Source organism: Candidatus Burkholderia verschuerenii, assembly GCF_001189365.1.
Lineage (GTDB): Bacteria > Pseudomonadota > Gammaproteobacteria > Burkholderiales > Burkholderiaceae > Caballeronia > Caballeronia verschuerenii.
This window is the reverse complement of sequence record NZ_LFJJ01000038.1, coordinates 15,245-33,637: the sequence shown is the minus strand read 5'-3', so window position 1 is coordinate 33,637 and position 18,393 is coordinate 15,245. Positions and strand designations below refer to the sequence as shown.

The window sequence follows — 18,393 nt, the reverse complement described above, 5'->3', positions numbered from 1 at the left end:
TCAAGGGGCAAACCGGCGACGCGCTGCATGCGGTGCTGTGTGCGGCCGGCTACAACCTGCGCTGGCTGCTGCGCGCGATCGTTCGTCTGGGCCTTGGCCCTATATTCTTTTTGCTGCTCGCGTGGGCGCGTTTTCAGCTCAACGTCATGCCTCAACCTCTACTCGTGCGCTGCAGACCTGGCTGAGATGTGCGTTTACGTCTGCACCAGACTGCGTCGTCGGGTCCATTCCGGCAAATTCAATTTTGCAGATCAGACTATCTAAATACCGATTTACATATAACTGACGAATGAACTTAAGCTAAGATTGTTTATTCATAAATGCTGGCGAAGTTTTAAACTGATGCGCCATGATTGAGTTTCGTTTGCGCCGAGACGATCGACGCGCCGGACGGTGAAGGCGCACCCGGGATCAGCACGCCAGCTCGGATCTCGACCGTGCGGTCAGCCATCGCGATCGTGCTACTCCGGTGAGCTACGATGACGCATGACACGCCCTGTTTCCTCAACGACTCGTTGACCTTCGCTTCGTTGGCCGCGTCAAGATGGGCCGTCGCCTCGTCCATCACAAGAAGTTGAGGTCTACGGTATAGAGCGCGAGCAAGCAAAACTCGCTGCTTCTGCCCTCCCGAAAGCGCGGACCCCATGTCGCCGACCAGCGACTCGTACCCCATGGGCATCGCAATGATGTCGTCGTGGATGATCGCGTGGCGGGCAGCGTCCTCGACACGCTCCTGATCGATCTGGGGATCGAAGAAGGAGATGTTCTCCGCTATCGAGCCGGCAAATAACGTATCGTCCTGCATCACCGATCCAACTCGTTCCCGAAAGGAAGCGAGAGCGCCCGCTGTCAATATCTTCCCGTTAATCAGCAGCGTTCCTTCGGTTGGATAGATCAGACCGAGCAGGACCTTCAGCAGCGTAGTCTTACCGCTGCCGGAAGCGCCGACGATCGCCAGCGTCTCTCCGGGTTTTATGACCAGATCCATACCTGCCAGCACATTGGGCTCCCCCGGTCCGTAAGCAAAATGCACGTTCCGTAGCTCGATACTTTCTATCGGCGCGACCGGATTGCCGATCGATGCGGCAGGCTCGGGACTTGTCAGCGCGATATCGCCTATGCGGGCTAGCTGGACGTCCAGCATCTTGTAATCTATCAATTTTCCGACAACATTTAGGCTCGCAGACAGAAATTGTTGCTTATACGCGCCATAGGCGGTGATCATGCCTATCGTGAACCCGCCGTCGAGATTTAGGCGGATAGCGAGATAAACGAATAGGACGTTTTCGAGCGCCATGACAGTGGTGTTCGCCGATGAGAACAAAGCCTGTAGGCGGGCAATCCTTATATTGGCGTTCGCCACGGACACGCGCTTCGCCTGCCATATGCTAAGACGCTCCTGTTCACGCCCAAAGAGCCGGATCGGCGTGATCCCTCGAATCGTCTCGATCAGCGCAGCCTGCTCGCGCGCTTGAGCTTGGATCACGCTGATGTTGCGCATCCGCAGGACGCCGAGAAATGAAAATCGCAGCGCCATATAGAGCGACAGAGCCCCTATGGTCACACCCGTTAAAAGCGGAGAATAGACAAGCATCAAAACGAGCGTGACGATCGTCATCAAGCCATCGATCACAGCTTGAACGAGGCCGTTTCCAAGCAAGTCCGTCACGGGTTGCGACGCGTTGAAGCGCGTCAGCACGTCACCGACTGAACGCCTCTGAAACCAGCCGATCAGCAAGCGCACCAGATGACGGAAGATATTTGATACGAGCCGATAACCCAGTTCGTTCGATAAGCTAATAACGGCCCAGCTGCGCACGAAACTGGTCAACTGCGAGAGGATCGCGAGCGCACCGAACCCAAGTGCCAGAGCAGTGAGAAAGCCTAAATCGTGGGACGGAATGACGCTGTCGAGCCCCATCTGTAAATAGAAGGGAGCAGCAAGCGCGAACATCTCAATCAGCAACGACAGGATTAGGATGCGGGCGAGAGCGCCTCCTAGACCCGGCGCCTTACTCCAAAGCTGCCATAGCGAGAGCTTTGATCTCTCTTGCCGTCTCTGAAACGCGAGCGATGGCTTCGCCTCAACCACCACGCCCGTGAAACGCGCCGAAATCTCCCCTGTGGATACTTCGCGTTCACCCGTCGCAGGATCGTTGATGACGTATCGGCGGCCCTCTCCGATACCTCGGATTTTCGTAAGCATGACGAAGTGGTTGAAATCCCAATGCAAGATCGCCGGTAGCTCAAGTTCGGCGAATTCTTCAGTGTCGCAACGCAACGGACGGGTGTCTAGATGAAGCTGCTCGGCAATCCGCAATAGCGTCTTGAGCGTCATGCCCTTGATGCTGATCCCGAACCGCGCCCGCAGCGCGAGCAGGTCGACATCGTGACCGTACCGGGACGCAATCATCGCCAGACAAGCGAGGCCGCACTCGGCCGCCTCGTCCTGATGGATCATCGGCGTGCGTCCTCGGCGGGAGAAGGCGAGAGCCATGTCGCTCATCCGCGATTTCTCACTGCGCGTAGAGGTTCGAGCACCCAATCCAAGAAAGACCTCTTGTCCAGAACGACGTCCGCATTCAGCGTCATGCCGGGTTGAAGCGGCAGAGCCTGCCCAAACGCCTCGACACTCTGCTTTTCTATGGCGACACGCATCTCATACACCGGCTCCTGAAGCCGCACCGGTGCGTCCACCTCGTCGGGAGCGAGCACGGAGTGAGAGATAGCCAGGATGCGCCCCGTTGAGCTTCCGAAGCGCTGATATGGGAAGGCGTCGTACATCAACCGGACTTCCTGCCCCGGTCGCGCCATGCCGATGGCACGGGACGGCGCGAACAGGATTGCCTGCATACGCGCGCCTTCGAGCACGATGGACAGCATGGGTAGACGACCATCGCTGCTGCGGCCCGGCATCGCCTGCACGGCCGTGACACGTCCGGCAACCGGTGCGGTGATCAGGAACGATTTCGCACCTTCAATGTCGATCCTGCGCTGATCGAGTTCGGAGAGGGAGTTGTGAAGGTCGGCGACCTTACTGGCGTGTTCCACAGGTAGCTTTGCGAGTTCCGACTCCGCCTGACTCCGACGCTGTACAAGCTGCGAAATCTGCTGGATAAGCGTCTGAAGCTGGGTTGCTGTCGTCAGCCACTCCTGCCTCCGGCGCTCATAGTCCGACTTCGTTTCGAACCCCTTCTCGACCAGTGGCGTGATCGCGTCGAAAGACGACCTCGTCGAAGCCACCGCCTGCTTCTGAAGCACAAGCTGTGCATCCAGTACACCACGTTCCTGACCAAGCTCATCTAAGAGGCGCTCCAATCGCGCCCGCTCCGTCGCCGTCCGATCGCCCTCGTAACGTAGTTCGCTCTTCGTCAAACGAGCCTGTTCGGCGACTGACGCCAACCGCTCGTCATTAGGGGAATGACCGTTCGCAAGGTTCTGCTCGACTTGGACCGTCGCGAGAGGCTGGCCCCGGCGAACAACATCACCCTCCCTGACGCCCAACCAGACAACACGACCCGGCTTGTCTGAATAGACCTTTGATAAAACACCGTCGGGAATCAAGGCCCCCGGCACCGTCTCGATTCGTGCGTAGCTTCCCAACGCCGCCCAAAGCGCTAAAGTTGACGTAATCGCAACCAGTAAAGCAGTGATGGCCCATAGCGACAGCGATCGGGTTAGAAGGATCTCCCCCCTCAAGTCGCCTACGACTATTCAGCGCTTCCAAACGATACAAGGACATTCATAGCCCCCCCGCACCGTCAAAGAGATACATATCCCGAAATCTTCCGCAACAAAAAAACATCATCCATATTGGATGGAAAATTGCCGATCGAAGTTGGCGAGACTTAGGATGCGCGCTAAGCGACTTACTGAGGATGAGTTTCACGGCCAGCGAGCGATTTTGAAAACATCATTCGCGATTATTCTTGGATGCGTGCAGGCTTTTCGCGGGTCCGAATGTCGAACAAGCCGAAGCGCCCCGGCGACGGCCGGGGCGCTCCATGCCCGATCACGCAGCCAGAGCGTGCGCTTGCGCCTGATCCTCGCCTTCCATCGTTTCCGGTGCGTCATCGCATACCGGGGCCGCCCCGTCCGGGGCGGCGGTGTCGCTACTGTTCTCGACGCCGAAGACCGGAGGCATCCAGCCAGTCCCTTCCGCGAGCCGTTCAGCTTCGCGGGCGAGGTCGGCCTTCTTGAGCTTCACCAGTCGGTGCACCTGCGATGGCGCGAACGCTTTCACGGCCTCCAGTATCGCCGCTTTGGCGATGTGCTGGAAATAGCCGTCAGCGGTCGGCTTCCACCATGCCGCCATGTCGAGCCCCACGGCCTCCGCCAACGCAACGCCGGGCTGGTGCGGCGTGGCGCGTGGCGTCACCACGTCCACGGTGGACGCGACACAGACCGCCAGCAGTCGCACCAGTTCGTCCTGCGACTTCGCCCGCAGCACGGTGAAAAGGTCGGCACCATCTTGAGTCACCGCCTCGCGTGCGACCTGCCGTGCCTCGCGCAACGCGACGGCGGCAGGCGACTCGGGCCAGTCCGGGGCCAGTCCTTCCAACCGGTCCGGCACGCTCAAACGCACGCCCAACGGCACGTCGTCGGCATCGATATCGGGCTGCAAGACGGTATGAACCATGTCATGCACCAGCGCCGCGAGGGCCACATGCGGATGCCGCGCGACTTCGATTTGCAGCGCCGCCGTGCGATGGGCGCTGAGCCGCTGCGCCAAGCGGTCGGAAACGGTGGCGACTTTTAGCGTTTCGGCACCCGCCTCGCTATCCTCATCGTCGCTGTCGTCGTTCCCATTGAAGCCCTGCCGCAGGCGTTCGAGCGTCTGTAATGCCCGGGCCTCAGCCTCGCGCAGCAGGCCGCGATGAATGATGGCCTGACCGTCGCGATCGAGCGTAACGATCGCCCCGGCAATGGCGAGCACATCCGGCGCATAGTCTTTCAGGGCGTTCTCGATGGCGTCGAGTTCCGCGACGATCTGCACGCGGCGGGGCTGCAAGGCTTCCACTCGCTCCTCGTCCTCGGCATCAAAAGCGGCTTCCAGTTTGACTTCGAGCGCGTCGAGACGGTGTTGCAGCGATGCGATGCGCCGCGCCTCACGCCGGGTCGCGTCGCGATGCCGGACCGGTGCGGTGTGAAAGACCTGCCGTTCCGCAAAGCTCAGATGCGGCACGGCCTCCACCCATGCCCAGCCTTCAGCCCGCACGGCCTCGGCGAGGCTGGCGAGCTTGTCGCGCACCAGCGTATCGAGCAAGGCGGCGTCGGTCAGCGTCTGATCATCCTCGTCGGTCGCAAAGAGATCGCGACGCACCCCGCCACCCGCCGCGACATAGGCATCCAGCCCCACGAAGCGCGCTCGCGCGTCCGTGGCGTCGATATCGCGTTCGGTCAGACGCGCCCGCAAGGCCGGTGCGTTCCGCTGCCAATCCGGCGTGCCATAAAAGACGCTCTCCTGTACGGCGTGATCGTCGGTGATGGTCAGCGCCATCAATTGTTCGAGCGTGACGCTCCCGGACCGATAGTCGGCCATCAGGCGTGGCGAGACATTCGCCAGTTTCAGGCGACGCTGCACCACCAGCGGTGACACACCGAAATCAGCGGCGATGTCTTCGACGGGGCGGCCCTCGCGGACCAGCGCGGCGAAAGCTTCGAACTCGTCGGCCGGGTGCATGGACTGTTTCAACAGATTCTCGGCGAGGCTGACGGTGCGCGCGGATGCGTCCGCCACCAGCAGGCACGGCACATCGAATTCAGGGGCGATGCGTTTCTTTTTCGCCAGCAACTTTAAGGCGGTGAGACGGCGGTCACCGGCCACCACTTCATAATGTTCGCCATCGGCGGTCGCGATGACGATCAGATTTTGCAGCAAACCGACGCGTCCGATGCTGGCGGCCAGTTCGGCAATGGACTGGCGTGGCGATCGGCGTGCGTTGCGCTTCGAACGGCGCGCGAGCAACTGCCCGAGCGGCACGAGGATCAGGTTCTTAGCCGGATCGGCAATTTCCAGTGCGGCGTCCGACGTGACATCACGGGTCTGCGTGACATGAGACATGATCGTATTTCCATTCATGAATGAAACATCAGCGAGGACATGGAGGGGCCGGACGGTGACAGCCCCTCCGGGAGGGTTCAGGCTTTCAACTGGCGCAGGCCATCGGCAAGCATCCACAGGGCGCGGTTCAGGCGGATATCGTTGTCGATCCCCTGCACGGGCCGGGTGCGCTGGCGGCGTCCGCTGGCGCTGCGCCCGGACAAACCGCCCCGCAACAAATTCTCTTGGGTACGGTTGAAGACGGACCACAGATCGCGGTGGTCGTCGTCATGCCGACGCGGGGCGAGCACCTGCCGTTCGCTGATCGGTGCAGGCTTGACGGGGTCGTCATATTTGAGCGCGAGCGCGGCATGGGCGAACACATCGGCTTCGTCCGCGTCCAGCGTGACGCTGCGCATGGCATCGCGCGATGCCCGCACACGCTCGAAGCCGTTCAGGACTTCATACGCCCCCTCGATCACATGGCCTGCGACATCGCCCTTATGCGGCACGCGAACGTCCGCCACGGTGTCGCCGAACACCAGTCCGTTCTGGCAGACGAAGCGCAGGAGACCTGCCAGAAGTTGATAACTGCTGGTCCCGTCGTGGGAGTTAAGCAACACGATCTCATTGGCTTCGGCGTCGTTGATCTGGCTCGGATGGCGCAGCCGGATCATATGCTTGGTGTAATCGCGGCGGTCCTCGTGGCGCACGCGCGTCTGCGCCACCATGAAGGGTTGAAATCCTTCCTTGCGGAGTTCCGTCAGGACGGCGGCGGTGGGAATATAGCTGTAGCGGTCGGAGCGGCTTTCGTGGGGAGACGCCGCGAAGATCGACGGGGCTACGGTGCGGATTTGATCGTCCGACAAGGGATGATCGGCGCGCAGGACCGGGGAACGGGATGCGAAGCGGGATGCAAGTTGCATGGTCTTTCTCCAAGATTGGCTGTCGTTGAAACCGCCACCGGATTCCTAGATTCGGAGCCCGCCTTTCGGCTTTTCGGTGGGGTCGGTGCGGAGGCCCTGGGCCGGCCTCGTTGCCACCGTTTTCCTGAGTTCATCGCCCGCGACGGCCGGAGCGCGCGGTCGGGGGACGGCAAGGAGAGAAGCGCCGGGTTGGTGCGGCCCGCAGGCGCAGCCGAGGACACGGCCCGGCGCGCCTTGACGGCCTCCGGCCGTGGGCTACAGTCGCGGACACGGTGATGAAGTCAGGAGAAAACGGCGGGACAGGCACCTGGCTGGCGGCGCGGACCCCAGGCAAGCGAAGCGCGCAGGCCCGGATCAGGAAGCCGGGCCGGAGGCGTCAGCGATGTGCATGGCTGGCGAACGCCAGTCCCGTCAGGGATGAGCGAATAGCGAACCTGGAGCAGCGCGACCGGCCGATCCTCGGCCGGGGACGCCCCTCCGATCCTTCCGCTGATGTACGAGCCACGGCGCGACTCGCTTCTGTGCGAATGGCCCTGGGCCGCCGTCGGCATGATGGTGGGGCGTGCCAGGCAGTGGGCCATCGACGATCGGTTTGGTGGCACAATTGATTCATGTGATGGAAAGATCACCTCTCCAAAACGGGCAGTCGATAGCGGCCGCGATGGTCCGCGGAGACACCACTGGGCGATAACGGGGAATGGCATGGACAAGAAGACCAAGGGATCGTGGCTCATCCACCATACGAACAAGCTGCAAGGCGTGACCAACCAGGCGGGCTATGAGAAAACCTATCTCGCGGGCAAAGCGGGACTGTTGCTCTCTGCCATTTCTGCAAACCGACAGGTGACGGTCAATCAGGATCGCCAGCATGTGCTCGCGACGGCAGCCAATATCAATACGACCTTCGAGTTGCCCACGCTCATCGATGTTCTGAAGCGGCAGCAATTGATCGACACTTCGTCCACGGGCGTCGCCGTATTGGACGTGACGACGGCCAGCGCGTTGCAGCACACTGCGGACCTTTTCGACACGCTGGCGCCGGCGCCGAGCGAAACCGCGTCGATCGCCCTTGCGGAACGTGCGTCTCAGTCGCCGGTCCTCGTGCGAGACGTTGCCGACGATCTCGCCGATACCTATCAGCTTGCCACGGCGCAGTTGAACCAGTTGATGTCCGATGCCGAGCAGATCGGATTTGTCGATGCTGAAAAGCTCGGCGCAAACGAAACGCTGCTGTTCAATGGCAATCTGTTCCGGCGCGAAACCACATCGAAAATCATGGCCGTGCTGAATGCCCTGCAACCGGCGGAGCAATCGAAATTGAATGAATTGACGGAGATGTTGAAAAAGCGCGCGGGCGTCGGCGTTGAGTACGCCAAGCAATTTCTCGGCGACGCGCTTTTTCAGAAGATCACGGCTATCGGCCTTTTCGACATCAGTGTGGTGAGCAATTCGACCGAAGATGCCGGATTCCTGACGCTGCCATCGGCCTTCTCGAAGTTCAGCAATTCGATGATTGACGATGCATTCGACCTCGCAAAGGCTTTTGTCAGTTCGGTAACCTACGGTATGACCAAGAGCCCTTATGCGCGGGGGCAGATTCAAGCGGTGGACGCTTTGCTGAGCGCCCTGGTTCGGGGTGAACGGGTGGGCCCGGTCGCGGCCATCGGAGAAGACTATAAGGTGCTTGAGCTTAAAGGCGTCGTGGAGGTCAAGCAGGGATCGAAAAAGGGACGAACCGGACCGATGCTCCGCCTCCTGAAAACCGAAGTGGGCGAACTCGCGCTGCAAGCCATTCGCCAGGGAGACGTGAGCGAACATTCGTTGAACACCTTGCCGAGCGCGGCGGTCACCACCTTTAATGGTCCGGAGGCCAATCGGGAGAAGGTCCGCAGAGCGCAGACAAAAAGAAACCCAAAGGCCACCAACGACATGATTGCGATCCTGCGCACGGGAGGTGGCCTGTGAGCGCACAATCAAGCCCGCTGCTCAAGGGTCCGCGAATGGAAGAGTTGTTGCGCAGCTATTTCCTCAAGGCGGGCTACTATGTCGTCCGGGGCGTGCCATTTGTTTATGAGCGGTTCGATGTGACGGACATCGACCTCTGGCTCTACAGCCGGACTTCGTCGGTGTCCCGCGAAGTGACATTGGTGGATGCGAAGAACAAGAAGACGCCGCAAGCCATCGAGCACATTTTTTGGGTACAGGGGCTGCGGGTCGCGACGAAGGCAACGAATGCCATCGTGGCCACCACGGACAAACGACAGGAGGTCAAGGATTTCGGTCGGGAACTGGGCGTGGTCGTGCTCGACGGGGCGTTCCTCAACAAGCTCAACCATACCGACGACCCTAATGGCACGCGGCTTTCTGACGAAGAGCTGTTTGCGAGGATCAACGATTACTCGTTCAGCAAACTTGACGGTGACTGGCGTGGACGCCTCACGCTTTCCAAAAGCCTGCTGGCCCGATCGTTATCCTTCGACAGCTGCAACCAGTGGCTCGATCAGGCCCGGTTCTTCGCCGAGCAGGCGATCGTCAAGGGCACGCAGCGTGAAACGGCTTTGCGCTGCCTTTATCTGCTGTGTTCCTTTATTGCCGTTGCCGTGGACTTTGCCATGAAGGAGCTTTCGTTTCATGAGCAGGTGGAGCGCAGCGCGCTCATCAAAGATGGTTTCACCTACGGATCCAGAGGAAGCGCGGGCCTCAAGAAAGTGCTGAACGTGGCGATGGGTCTGGTTGAGCAGCATGCCAAGGACGGTCAAACCATCTCGCGGCAGGTCAAAACCAGCGTCGAGAAACAACTCGCCCAACTCAACACGGCAATCCTGGGCGAGTATTTTTCCAAAAATGACGTTGCACGAACGCTGTTCACTGTAGCGCGGGAATTCGAACAGCTTGCGATGGCCCGGCAGTTCATGCCTCATAAGAACGCCAGTACCGAATTGCGCGGCATGCTCTTCTGCCTGCTGGATTTCTGGGGCATCGATCGGGTCATGTTTTCCGAAGCTCAAGCGGTCGAGCAACCATAAACGCGATACGTCGCGATATCTGCGGTGTCCGTATGAGGTCACCATCATTCTGCGCCATCGGTGTTGATATAGCCCAGGGGTGAGCTATGCGTCTGAAGTCTGTCGAACTGAAGAATTTTCGGTGTTATGCGGATGCCATCGTCGTCGATTTCGAAAATCTCACGACGTTTGTTGGTCGGAACGACATTGGCAAATCGACGATCCTCGAAGCGCTGGAGATATTTTTCAACAACAGCGTCGTCGCGATCGAATCCGGTGATGCGCATGTCCACAGCGAACACGGCAAGGTGGAGATCACGTGCGAGTTCGACGATCTCCCGAAAACGCTCACCTTGGACGCGGGCGCGGAAACCACCCTCGCCGGCGAATATCTGCTGACAGAGAGTGGCACCCTCAAACTTCGCAAAGTTTTTGACTGTAGCAACAAAAAGCCATCGGCCGAGATTTTCGTGATTGCCCGTCACCCCTCGGCGGCTGGATATCAAAATCTCCTCGAACTGAAGGAGAAAGAGCTCCAAGCAAAGGTCAAGGAGCTGAAACTGGACGTTCCCCTGAAGGGGAATCCAGGTATGCGCCGGGCGCTCTGGGAGGCCGCAGGCGATCTTCAACTGACGGAGGTCGCAATCTCTATCGGCAAAGCGAAGGAAGATGCGAAGCGCATCTGGGATCAGATCGAAGCCCATCTTCCAATGTTCGCGCTATTTCAAAGCGACAGGAGCAGCCGGGACTCGGACGACGAAGTACAAAGTCCGATGAAAGCGGCTGTTGCAGCCGCGCTGGCCGAAGTGCAGGACGATATCGCCAGGATCCAGCAGCGCGTGCGGGAGAAGGCTGAGGAGATCGCGAACAATACCCATATCGCGCTGAAAAGCATCGATCCGGGATTGGCGAGCGAGCTGACGCCAGAGTTCAGCCCTCCGACGGCCGCGAAGTGGCAAGGTCTCTTCTCGGTTGGCTTGAACACCGACGCGGGAATCCCGTTGAACAAGAAAGGGAGCGGTGTACGGCGTCTCGTACTGGTCAGCTTCTTCAAGGCTGAAGCCGAGCGTCGGCTGAAGACCAGCAAGCGCCGAAGCATCATCTACGCGATCGAGGAACCGGAGACTGCCCAGCATCCGAACAATCAGCGCATCCTGATCGAGTCGTTCAAGTCATTGGCGAATGAGGCCGGCTGTCAGGTTATCCTGACAACGCACAGCCCTGGTTTTGCGTCTGACCTGCCAAACGAGAGTATCCGGTTCATTGCCCGGGATGCCGTCACGCGAAAGCCGAGCATCCAGGCGGGTGTCGACGTGTTCGGCACCGTGGCGGAGACGCTTGGTGTCACGCCCGATAGCCGGGTCAAGCTGTTGTTGTGCGTTGAAGGACCAACCGATGTGGTTGCGTTCAAGGCGCTCAGCAAAGCATTGCATGCGGAAGATCAATCGTTGCCTGACCTCGAAAAGGACGACAGGGTGGCCTTTGTCGTGCTCGGTGGCGGCACGCTGAAACATTGGGTCGACGAATATTATCTCCGCGCCCTGCATCGCCGCGAAGTCCACATCTATGATCGGGACGTGGCCAGCTACGCTGTGGCGGCTGCTACGGTGAACGCGCGGGGGGACGGCTCCTGGGCGGCGCAGACGATCAAACAATCGAGAGCTATCTGCACTCGGATGCGATCTTCGAGGCTTTCAACGTCACGATCGAGGTCACGGATCATCCTGTCGACGGGAAGGCAACGCCGAAGCGGTTCGCGGAAGTCTATTCAGCCGCGCAAGGCTACGACTCGATCATGAAAGACACCAAGGCCAAACTTCGCCTCGCCGAGCGTGCGTTTCCGCTGATGACCGCCGCGAGGATCAACGCGCGCGACCCGGAGGGCGAAGTTCGCGGCTGGATGCAAAGGATCCGCGACATGCTGGGGGGGCGCCGCGTAAAAACAGGTGTATCGGAGCAACCCATGTGATGACGGGCGATGCAGATGCATCGCCCGTTCGATGTTGGTGTCGCTTCGACACTGAGGTCTCCGATCGGAGACCGACATACTCAGGCTGCAACCGTGATACCAGCTGCGTGGGTCTGATAGGCGGGTTGCACGATAATCTCCACGTGCTGATCGAGTGACACCAGCGCTTGCATCAATCGCTCAAGCGAAATGTTCTGAAGCTTGTACCGACGAATCTGCGATACTTTCGGCTGGGTCATCCCGGTAAGGGTCGCCGCCTCCATTTGACTGAGTCCTCGTCTGTCGAGCAATGCGTTGAGCTTGAGCGCGAGCGCAGTTTTGGCCGAAAGCTCTTCTGCATCCTCGAAGCCAAGGTCAACAAGAACGTTTTCGGTGCCCTGTAAATTGTCTTTGCGTTTCATCACGTCCTCCCGCTTGGCCCGTGGCGGGCGAGCACTGCCTTTAATCGCTTTTCAACCAATTCAACGTCCGGCTGTGGAGTAGAGATGCTGGATTTCGATTTTTTCTGAAACGCGTGCAAGACATGAACCGCATCACCTATTCGCACGGTATAGACGGCACGGAAGGTATCGCCACGATGGTCCTCGACCAGTTCATACACACCCGAACCCAATCCCTTCCACGGCTTGACTGAACCCGGCATGCCGCCCAGTTGCACGACAAACAGGGCCACGCCCATGTCTTTCTGGACAGGGGTCGGAAACGCCTTGAAATCCTTTTTGGACGAACCTTCCCAGAACAAGAGCCTGCGTTTTTCAGTCATAGCTTATATCCGTTCGGATATAAAATACAAGGAAAATCTTCAAAGCCGTGCCGGCCGGCCGATTTTGTCGTCTCGGCACCAGCTTGCCGCCACGTCGCTAGCGCGGCGGCAAGCGAAGAAAAGTCTGGTTGGACGTCATTGCGAGGTCTCCGCAACGTGTTTATCGCCAATAATGGCCTTGCGCCGCCTTGCCACCAGTTCGGCAGCCTCGTGCACAGGGTCGTCTTCCGTGTGCACATAGCGCATGAACATCGCCACCGTCTTGTGCGCTGTCAGCGCCATGCCGACCTTCACTGGGATACCTGAATTGGCAATATCGGTCGCCGATCTGTGGCGGATTCCGTGTGTGCCCACGTGCGTCGCACCGGCGGCCTTCAGGGCCCGCCTCCAACCACCATAATATTCGCTAGTGGTGAGATGCCGGCCCGCGTGGCGGGGGGACGGTAGCACGTAGGGGCTTCCCTCTACCCCCGGCGCCACGGATAGCAATCGCCAAGCTTCCTCGCTCATGGGCTTGGACATGCCACCGGTCTTACTGTCGGGCCAGACCACATGCCGGTTTTCCAAATCAATCCAATCCCATTCTAGTGCGACGATTTCAGAGCGACGCGCGGCAAACTCAAATTGCAGGCGGATTGCCAGCGGAATGACATAATTTTCTGATCGCTCGTCCTCAATCTTGTCGAGCTGCCTGAACAGCCGACCCATGTCCTCGTCACTGATCAGGTGAGTTGCCCTTTCGTTGGGAAACATCGGGACGTGTCTACACGGGTTGGTCCCATCGGGGCGGTAGCCCCAAATTTCGGCAAGATTGAACATCCGGCGCATGACGCTGAAGGTCCGGTTTGCGTCGGCTGGTTTGTGGGCCATCTTCTTCATCATGAGAGCTACGTCCGGACGCTTGACGTCCTGGACTTTCATCCGGCCGATCATCGGAACGATATTGCGATCGACGACGCCCTGATATCCCGCCTGGGTGCTTGGTTTGTTCCGCTGTCGCGAGTAGTCCTCCATAAACTTGGTGCACAACTCCCTGACAGTAGGGGCCTTGCGTGCTGCGGCCTTGTCCGCAGCCGGATCGCCACCCCGACGGACCTGTGCCAACCATTCCTGCGCCAATGATCGCGCCTGTTCGACCGTCAGTTCTCCATATTGGCCCAAGGCCGGTTTGCGACGCTCCCCGGCGTTTGTCCGATACTGGAGCATAAACACCTTGCGCCCCGCTGGGGTAATCTTGCAGAGGAAGCTGGGTACTACGGTGTCGCGGAGTTCAACGATCTGCGCTGCGGCTTGAGCCGCATCGACCGCAGACTTGGTGAGCTTGATTTTTGCCATGACGACTCTCCGGAAGGGTACTGTTCCCAAGAGCCTTATGGGGGCCACCAGATGGGAAACAGGGTCGAGTTTCGTAAAGCACCGGCATATGCTGAACTGGCTCAAGCCCTTGATAAACCTGCTGCATCGGGCTGTAGCGTAGTCAGGCGAATGTCGATGCGAGAGCCATCCTGAAATAAAAAATCCCGCCATCCGACATCACGCGACAGGAGACACAGTGTCCATCTACAAGCTCGGCGACCACGCCCCCACGATCCACGAAAGCGTGTTTCTCGCCGACACCGCGACCATCATCGGCCAGGTGACGCTCGAAGAAAACGCCAGCGTCTGGTTCGGCGCCACGCTGCGCGGCGACAACGAGCCGATTCGCGTCGGCCGCGACAGCAACGTGCAGGAAAGCGCCGTGCTGCACGCGGATCCGGGCTATCCGCTGAATATCGGCGAAGGCGTCACGGTCGGGCATCAGGCGATGCTGCATGGCTGCACCATCGGCGACGGCTGTCTGATCGCGATTCAGGCGGTGGTCTTGAATGGCGCGGTGATCGGCCGCAACTGTCTGGTTGGCGCGGGCGCGCTGGTCACGGAAGGCAAGGTGTTTCCCGATAATTCGGTGATTCTCGGCTCGCCGGCGCGCGCGGTGCGTCAGGCGACGGAGGCGGATATCGCCCGCATGCGCGCGTCCGCGAAAAGTTATACGGACCGCCGCGAATTCTATAAGGCGCAGCTCGTGCGTATCGGCTGAACGCCGGCGAGCAGGTTGCCCCCATTACCCAAGGAAGAGTTGTGAACGACCAGTTGCAAAAATTCATGTTCAACGCGGCGCCGGTGCACGGCGAGATCGTCTCGCTGCGTCAGGCGTGGCAGGAAGTGCTCGCGCGCCGCTCGTATCCGCCCGCCCTGCGCAACGTGCTCGGCGAGATGATGGCCGCCTGCGCACTGATGTCGGCGAATCTCAAGTTCGACGGCACGCTCATCATGCAGATCTACGGCGATGGCCCCGTGAAGATGCTGGTCGTGCAGTGCAATTCGAACCTGACGCTGCGCGCGACGGCCAAGCTCGTCGAGGGCGCGGAAGACGAACTCACCGACGACATGCCGCTCACCGAACTGCTGAACCGCAACGGCCAGGGCCGCTGCGTGATCACGCTCGATCCGGCGGACAAGAAGCCCGGCCAGCAGCCCTATCAGGGCATCGTGCCGTTGTCGGACGAGCATGGGCCGCTCACGTCGATGTCGCAGGTGCTCGAGCACTACATGCATCACTCGGAGCAGCTCGACACGCGCCTGTGGCTGGCGGCGGATACCGATCGCGCGGTCGGCATGCTGCCGCAGAAGCTGCGGGGCGATGGCGGCATCGTCCCGCACGCGGGCGAGCACGACGCGCCGATACGTGGCAACGCGTCTGCCATCTCGGCGGCACGCTTTCTACCGACGAATTGCTCAAGGAAGAACCGGAAACCGTGTTCCGCCGGCTGTTCTGGCAGGAAAACGTGCGTCACTTCGAGCCGACGTCGGCGCGCTTCCAGTGCACCTGCTCGCGCGAAAAAGTGGGCGGCATGCTGAAGATGCTCGGCCGCGAGGAAGTGGACAGCGTGATTCAGGAGCGCGGCAGCGTCGAGGTGCACTGCGAGTTCTGCAATCAGCGCTATGAGTTCGATCCGGTCGACGTTGCGCAACTTTTTGTCGCAAAAGGGCTCTCACAAGGAGTCAATCCGGCACCCGATCAGCGCCACTGAGCCTTATCCGGCCGGCGTTTCGCCCGATGTTCGAGCAGCGCGGCACGGCGTCGCCGCACGATGAGCGGCGACGCCCGCGCGCTATGATTGGCGTTTCGATGGAGTCGTCCGGCCCGCTGGAGGTCGCAGATATGAAGACCGCAACTTTGAACTGGACATTGCCGGCATGCGTCGCCGTCGCGGCGCTGATGACCGGCTGCGCGATGGACCCGCCGGGCCCGTCGCCCATTTATAGCCGTCTGCCAGATTCGGCCGCGCCGCCGCAGCAGGCGCTGACCCCGCAGCAGCAGATGGATCGCTACAACGCCATCGACAAGCAGGCGCTCGCCGAATCGCAGAAGGCCGCGCAAATGGGCAACGACGCCAAGATGATGTCCAACTACTACACGCCGGCGCCCGCACCGGTCAGCGTGTACGGCGGATATTCGAGCGGCGGCTGGGGCGGTTCTGGCTGGGGCACGGGAATCGGCTGGGGCTGGTAAGCCCGCGCGCGTTTCCATTGCGCACAGGCGAAAAAAATGGCGCAGTCGTGAAGACTGCGCCATTTTTGCTTGGTGATGTTTGACACGACGACGTTCAGTTCGCCGCGCCCTGCTGTTTCTTCTTCGCCTCGGCGGCCTTTTCCTTTTCCTTTTGCGCCTTGCGATCCGCGTCGCGCAATTCCTGCTTCGAACGCGATACCGGATTCGGCACCACGCGCAGCGGCGCCGCCGATACCTGTCCGCGCGTCGAACCGTCGTTCATGCCCGGCACGTTCGCGGAGTTGACCGGCGCGGTCGAGTTCGGCGAGACGAACTGCACGAAGACCTCGCTGTCCTTGACCATGCCCATCTCGTAGCGCGCACGCTCTTCGACGGCGCTGGTGCCGTTCTGCAGGTCCTGCACTTCGCCCTGCACGTGCTCGTTGCGCAGTTTCAGGGTGGTGTTCTTGTCGGTCTGTTGCGCGAGTTGCTGCTGCAATTCGTGCACGCGCAGCCAGCCGCCGTGTCCCCACCAGAGCGGGTATTGAATCAGCGCTAGCAACAGAATCAGAACGACTGTGACGAACCGCATTCGAGTAGTCGAAATAAGCGCCGCCCGGCGATGATCGAACCGAGCGGCGTGCTGAAGAAAAGACTGACTACGGCGTATCGGCTAAAGCGCGGAAAGCTTTAGCGCAAATTGTAGAACGCCGACTTGCCGGGATAGCTTGCGATATCGCCGAGATCTTCCTCGATACGCAGCAGCTGGTTGTACTTCGAGATACGATCGCTGCGCGACAGCGAACCGGTCTTGATCTGACCGGCGTTCAGACCGACGGCGATATCCGCGATGGTGGAATCTTCCGTCTCGCCCGAGCGATGCGAAATCACCGCCGTGTAGCCTGCGCGCTTGGCCATTTCGATCGCCGCGAAGGTTTCCGTCAGCGTGCCGATCTGGTTGATCTTGATCAGGATCGAGTTGGCGATGCCCTGCTCGATGCCTTCCTTCAGGATGCGCGTGTTGGTGACGAACAGATCGTCGCCGACGAGCTGAATGCGCTTGCCGAGGCGTTCCGTCAGCGTCTTCCAGCCGGCCCAGTCGGACTCGTGCATGCCGTCTTCGATCGAGACGATCGGGAACTTGTCGGCCAGCGTCGCGAGGTAGTCGGTGAATTCGCTCGACGACAGTTGCAGGCCTTCGCCCGCCAGCTGGTACTTGCCTTCGTGATAGAACTCGCTGGCCGCGCAGTCGAGCGCGAGCAGCACGTCTTCACCGGCGCGATAACCGGCTTTCTCGATGGCTTGCAGAATCGTCGACAGGCATTCGTCGTTGCTGCCGAAGTTCGGCGCAAAGCCGCCTTCGTCGCCCACCGCCGTGCTCATGCCGCGCTCGGCCAGGATCTTCTTGAGCGCATGGAACACTTCCGCGCCGCAACGCAGCGCTTCGCGGAAAGTCGGCTGGCTCACCGGCACGATCATGAATTCCTGGATATCCAGGCTGTTGTTGGCGTGCGTGCCGCCGTTGACGATGTTCATCATCGGCACCGGCAGTTGCATCGCGCCCGAGCCGCCGAAGTAGCGATACAGCGGCAGGCCGGCTTCTTCGGCCGCGGCCTTGGCGACCGCCATCGACACGGCGAGCATCGCGTTCGCGCCGAGACGCGACTTGTTTTCGGTGCCGTCGAGTTCGAGCAGCGTCTTGTCGAGGAAAGCCTGTTCCGAGGCGTCGAGGCCCATGATGGCTTCGGAAATCTCGGTGTTGATGTGTTCGACGGCCTTCAGCACGCCCTTGCCGCCGTAACGGCCGGTTTCGCCGTCGCGCAATTCGATGGCCTCGCGCGAGCCGGTCGACGCGCCGGACGGCACGGCTGCACGGCCCATCGTGCCCGATTCGAGCAACACGTCGCATTCGACGGTCGGATTGCCTCGCGAATCGAGAAGCTCGCGGCCGATGATATCTACGATAGCACTCATGGTTTCCTCAAAAGATGACGATGAATTCTGTCAGTCGCGACCCGGCGCATCCCGCTTGGCGCCCGGCCCGACACGGTGGACCGCGCCGCGCCGCTTCGCTCAGACCCTGGCATGACCGCCAGGTTCATTCAGGCCGGTTCGATTCAGCTTAACCGGTGGTCATGACGGGACGGCAAGCTTC

15 protein-coding genes and 2 pseudogenes are annotated in these 18,393 nt (G+C 60.3%); 8 read left to right on the top strand and 9 right to left on the bottom strand.

What is annotated here, in order from left to right:
* A pseudogene (locus BVER_RS09950) lies at nucleotides 1-185 on the top strand (IS5/IS1182 family transposase); the annotation flags it as partial.
* A 149-nt stretch (nucleotides 186-334) separates the two neighbouring features.
* Here BVER_RS09950 and BVER_RS09945 read toward each other — a convergent pair.
* The 4 genes from BVER_RS09945 to BVER_RS09930 all read right to left on the bottom strand — a co-directional run bounded on the left by BVER_RS09945 (nucleotide 335) and on the right by BVER_RS09930 (nucleotide 6,969).
* Nucleotides 335-2,497: a peptidase domain-containing ABC transporter gene (locus tag BVER_RS09945; RefSeq protein ID WP_198155212.1), complete on the bottom strand. Its 2,163-nt coding sequence runs from the start codon at nucleotides 2,495-2,497 to the stop codon at nucleotides 335-337.
* Nucleotides 2,498-2,502: 5 nt separating this feature from the next.
* Complete coding sequence (locus tag BVER_RS09940) at nucleotides 2,503-3,699, bottom strand: HlyD family secretion protein (protein WP_050453154.1); 1,197 nt, start codon at nucleotides 3,697-3,699, stop codon at nucleotides 2,503-2,505.
* Nucleotides 3,700-4,012: 313 nt separating this feature from the next.
* Nucleotides 4,013-6,064 carry a ParB/RepB/Spo0J family partition protein gene (locus BVER_RS09935; protein ID WP_050453160.1) on the bottom strand — a complete coding sequence of 684 codons (2,052 nt, stop codon included), beginning with the start codon at nucleotides 6,062-6,064 and terminating at the stop codon, nucleotides 4,013-4,015.
* Nucleotides 6,065-6,141: 77 nt separating this feature from the next.
* The gene (locus BVER_RS09930) at nucleotides 6,142-6,969 is read right to left on the bottom strand and encodes a DUF932 domain-containing protein (RefSeq protein ID WP_050453153.1); all 828 of its coding nucleotides are present in this window, start codon (nucleotides 6,967-6,969) and stop codon (nucleotides 6,142-6,144) included.
* A gap of 702 nt (nucleotides 6,970-7,671) precedes the next feature.
* Here BVER_RS09930 and BVER_RS09925 point away from each other — a divergent pair.
* From BVER_RS09925 to BVER_RS33590, 4 genes are all read left to right on the top strand, one after another.
* Nucleotides 7,672-8,934, top strand: coding sequence for a hypothetical protein (locus BVER_RS09925; protein WP_050453152.1), 1,263 nt, complete (start codon nucleotides 7,672-7,674; stop codon nucleotides 8,932-8,934).
* Complete coding sequence (locus tag BVER_RS09920; RefSeq protein ID WP_083452118.1) at nucleotides 8,931-9,995, top strand: hypothetical protein; 1,065 nt, start codon at nucleotides 8,931-8,933, stop codon at nucleotides 9,993-9,995. The genes BVER_RS09925 and BVER_RS09920 overlap by 4 nt, the downstream gene beginning before the upstream one ends.
* Nucleotides 9,996-10,081: 86 nt before the next feature.
* A complete protein-coding gene (locus tag BVER_RS09915) occupies nucleotides 10,082-11,773 on the top strand; it encodes an ATP-binding protein (RefSeq protein ID WP_232316474.1) in 1,692 nt (563 codons plus the stop codon).
* The gene (locus BVER_RS33590; RefSeq protein WP_232316473.1) at nucleotides 11,770-11,943 is read left to right on the top strand and encodes a hypothetical protein; all 174 of its coding nucleotides are present in this window, start codon (nucleotides 11,770-11,772) and stop codon (nucleotides 11,941-11,943) included. Before BVER_RS09915 ends, BVER_RS33590 begins: the two co-directional genes overlap by 4 nt.
* A gap of 80 nt (nucleotides 11,944-12,023) precedes the next feature.
* Here BVER_RS33590 and BVER_RS09910 read toward each other — a convergent pair whose 3' ends face one another.
* The 3 genes from BVER_RS09910 to BVER_RS09900 form a co-directional block, all read right to left on the bottom strand.
* Nucleotides 12,024-12,344 carry a helix-turn-helix domain-containing protein gene (locus BVER_RS09910; RefSeq protein ID WP_050453150.1) on the bottom strand — a complete coding sequence of 107 codons (321 nt, stop codon included), beginning with the start codon at nucleotides 12,342-12,344 and terminating at the stop codon, nucleotides 12,024-12,026.
* Nucleotides 12,344-12,706, bottom strand: coding sequence for a type II toxin-antitoxin system RelE/ParE family toxin (locus BVER_RS09905; RefSeq protein WP_050453149.1), 363 nt, complete (start codon nucleotides 12,704-12,706; stop codon nucleotides 12,344-12,346). Before BVER_RS09905 ends, BVER_RS09910 begins: the two co-directional genes overlap by 1 nt.
* Nucleotides 12,707-12,841: 135 nt before the next feature.
* On the bottom strand, nucleotides 12,842-14,041 hold the full coding sequence (locus tag BVER_RS09900) for a tyrosine-type recombinase/integrase (RefSeq protein WP_050453159.1): 1,200 nt from the start codon (nucleotides 14,039-14,041) through the stop codon (nucleotides 12,842-12,844).
* A gap of 217 nt (nucleotides 14,042-14,258) precedes the next feature.
* On the opposite strand from BVER_RS09900, the gene BVER_RS09895 reads away from it, so the two are divergent.
* From BVER_RS09895 to BVER_RS09885, 3 genes and pseudogenes are all read left to right on the top strand, one after another.
* Nucleotides 14,259-14,783, top strand: coding sequence for a gamma carbonic anhydrase family protein (locus BVER_RS09895; RefSeq protein WP_050453148.1), 525 nt, complete (start codon nucleotides 14,259-14,261; stop codon nucleotides 14,781-14,783).
* A 41-nt stretch (nucleotides 14,784-14,824) separates the two neighbouring features.
* Nucleotides 14,825-15,777, top strand: a pseudogene (gene hslO / locus BVER_RS09890) (Hsp33 family molecular chaperone HslO).
* A gap of 131 nt (nucleotides 15,778-15,908) precedes the next feature.
* A complete protein-coding gene (locus BVER_RS09885) occupies nucleotides 15,909-16,259 on the top strand; it encodes a flagellar basal body L-ring protein FlgH (RefSeq protein WP_050453158.1) in 351 nt (116 codons plus the stop codon).
* Nucleotides 16,260-16,353: 94 nt separating this feature from the next.
* Here BVER_RS09885 and ftsB read toward each other — a convergent pair whose 3' ends face one another.
* Nucleotides 16,354-16,830 (bottom strand): cell division protein FtsB, encoded by a 477-nt coding sequence (gene ftsB / locus BVER_RS09880; protein WP_050453147.1) that lies wholly within the window; start codon nucleotides 16,828-16,830, stop codon nucleotides 16,354-16,356.
* Between the two features lie 98 nt (nucleotides 16,831-16,928).
* The gene (gene eno / locus BVER_RS09875) at nucleotides 16,929-18,212 is read right to left on the bottom strand and encodes a phosphopyruvate hydratase (RefSeq protein ID WP_050453146.1); all 1,284 of its coding nucleotides are present in this window, start codon (nucleotides 18,210-18,212) and stop codon (nucleotides 16,929-16,931) included.
* Between the last annotated feature and the right edge of the window lie 181 nt (nucleotides 18,213-18,393).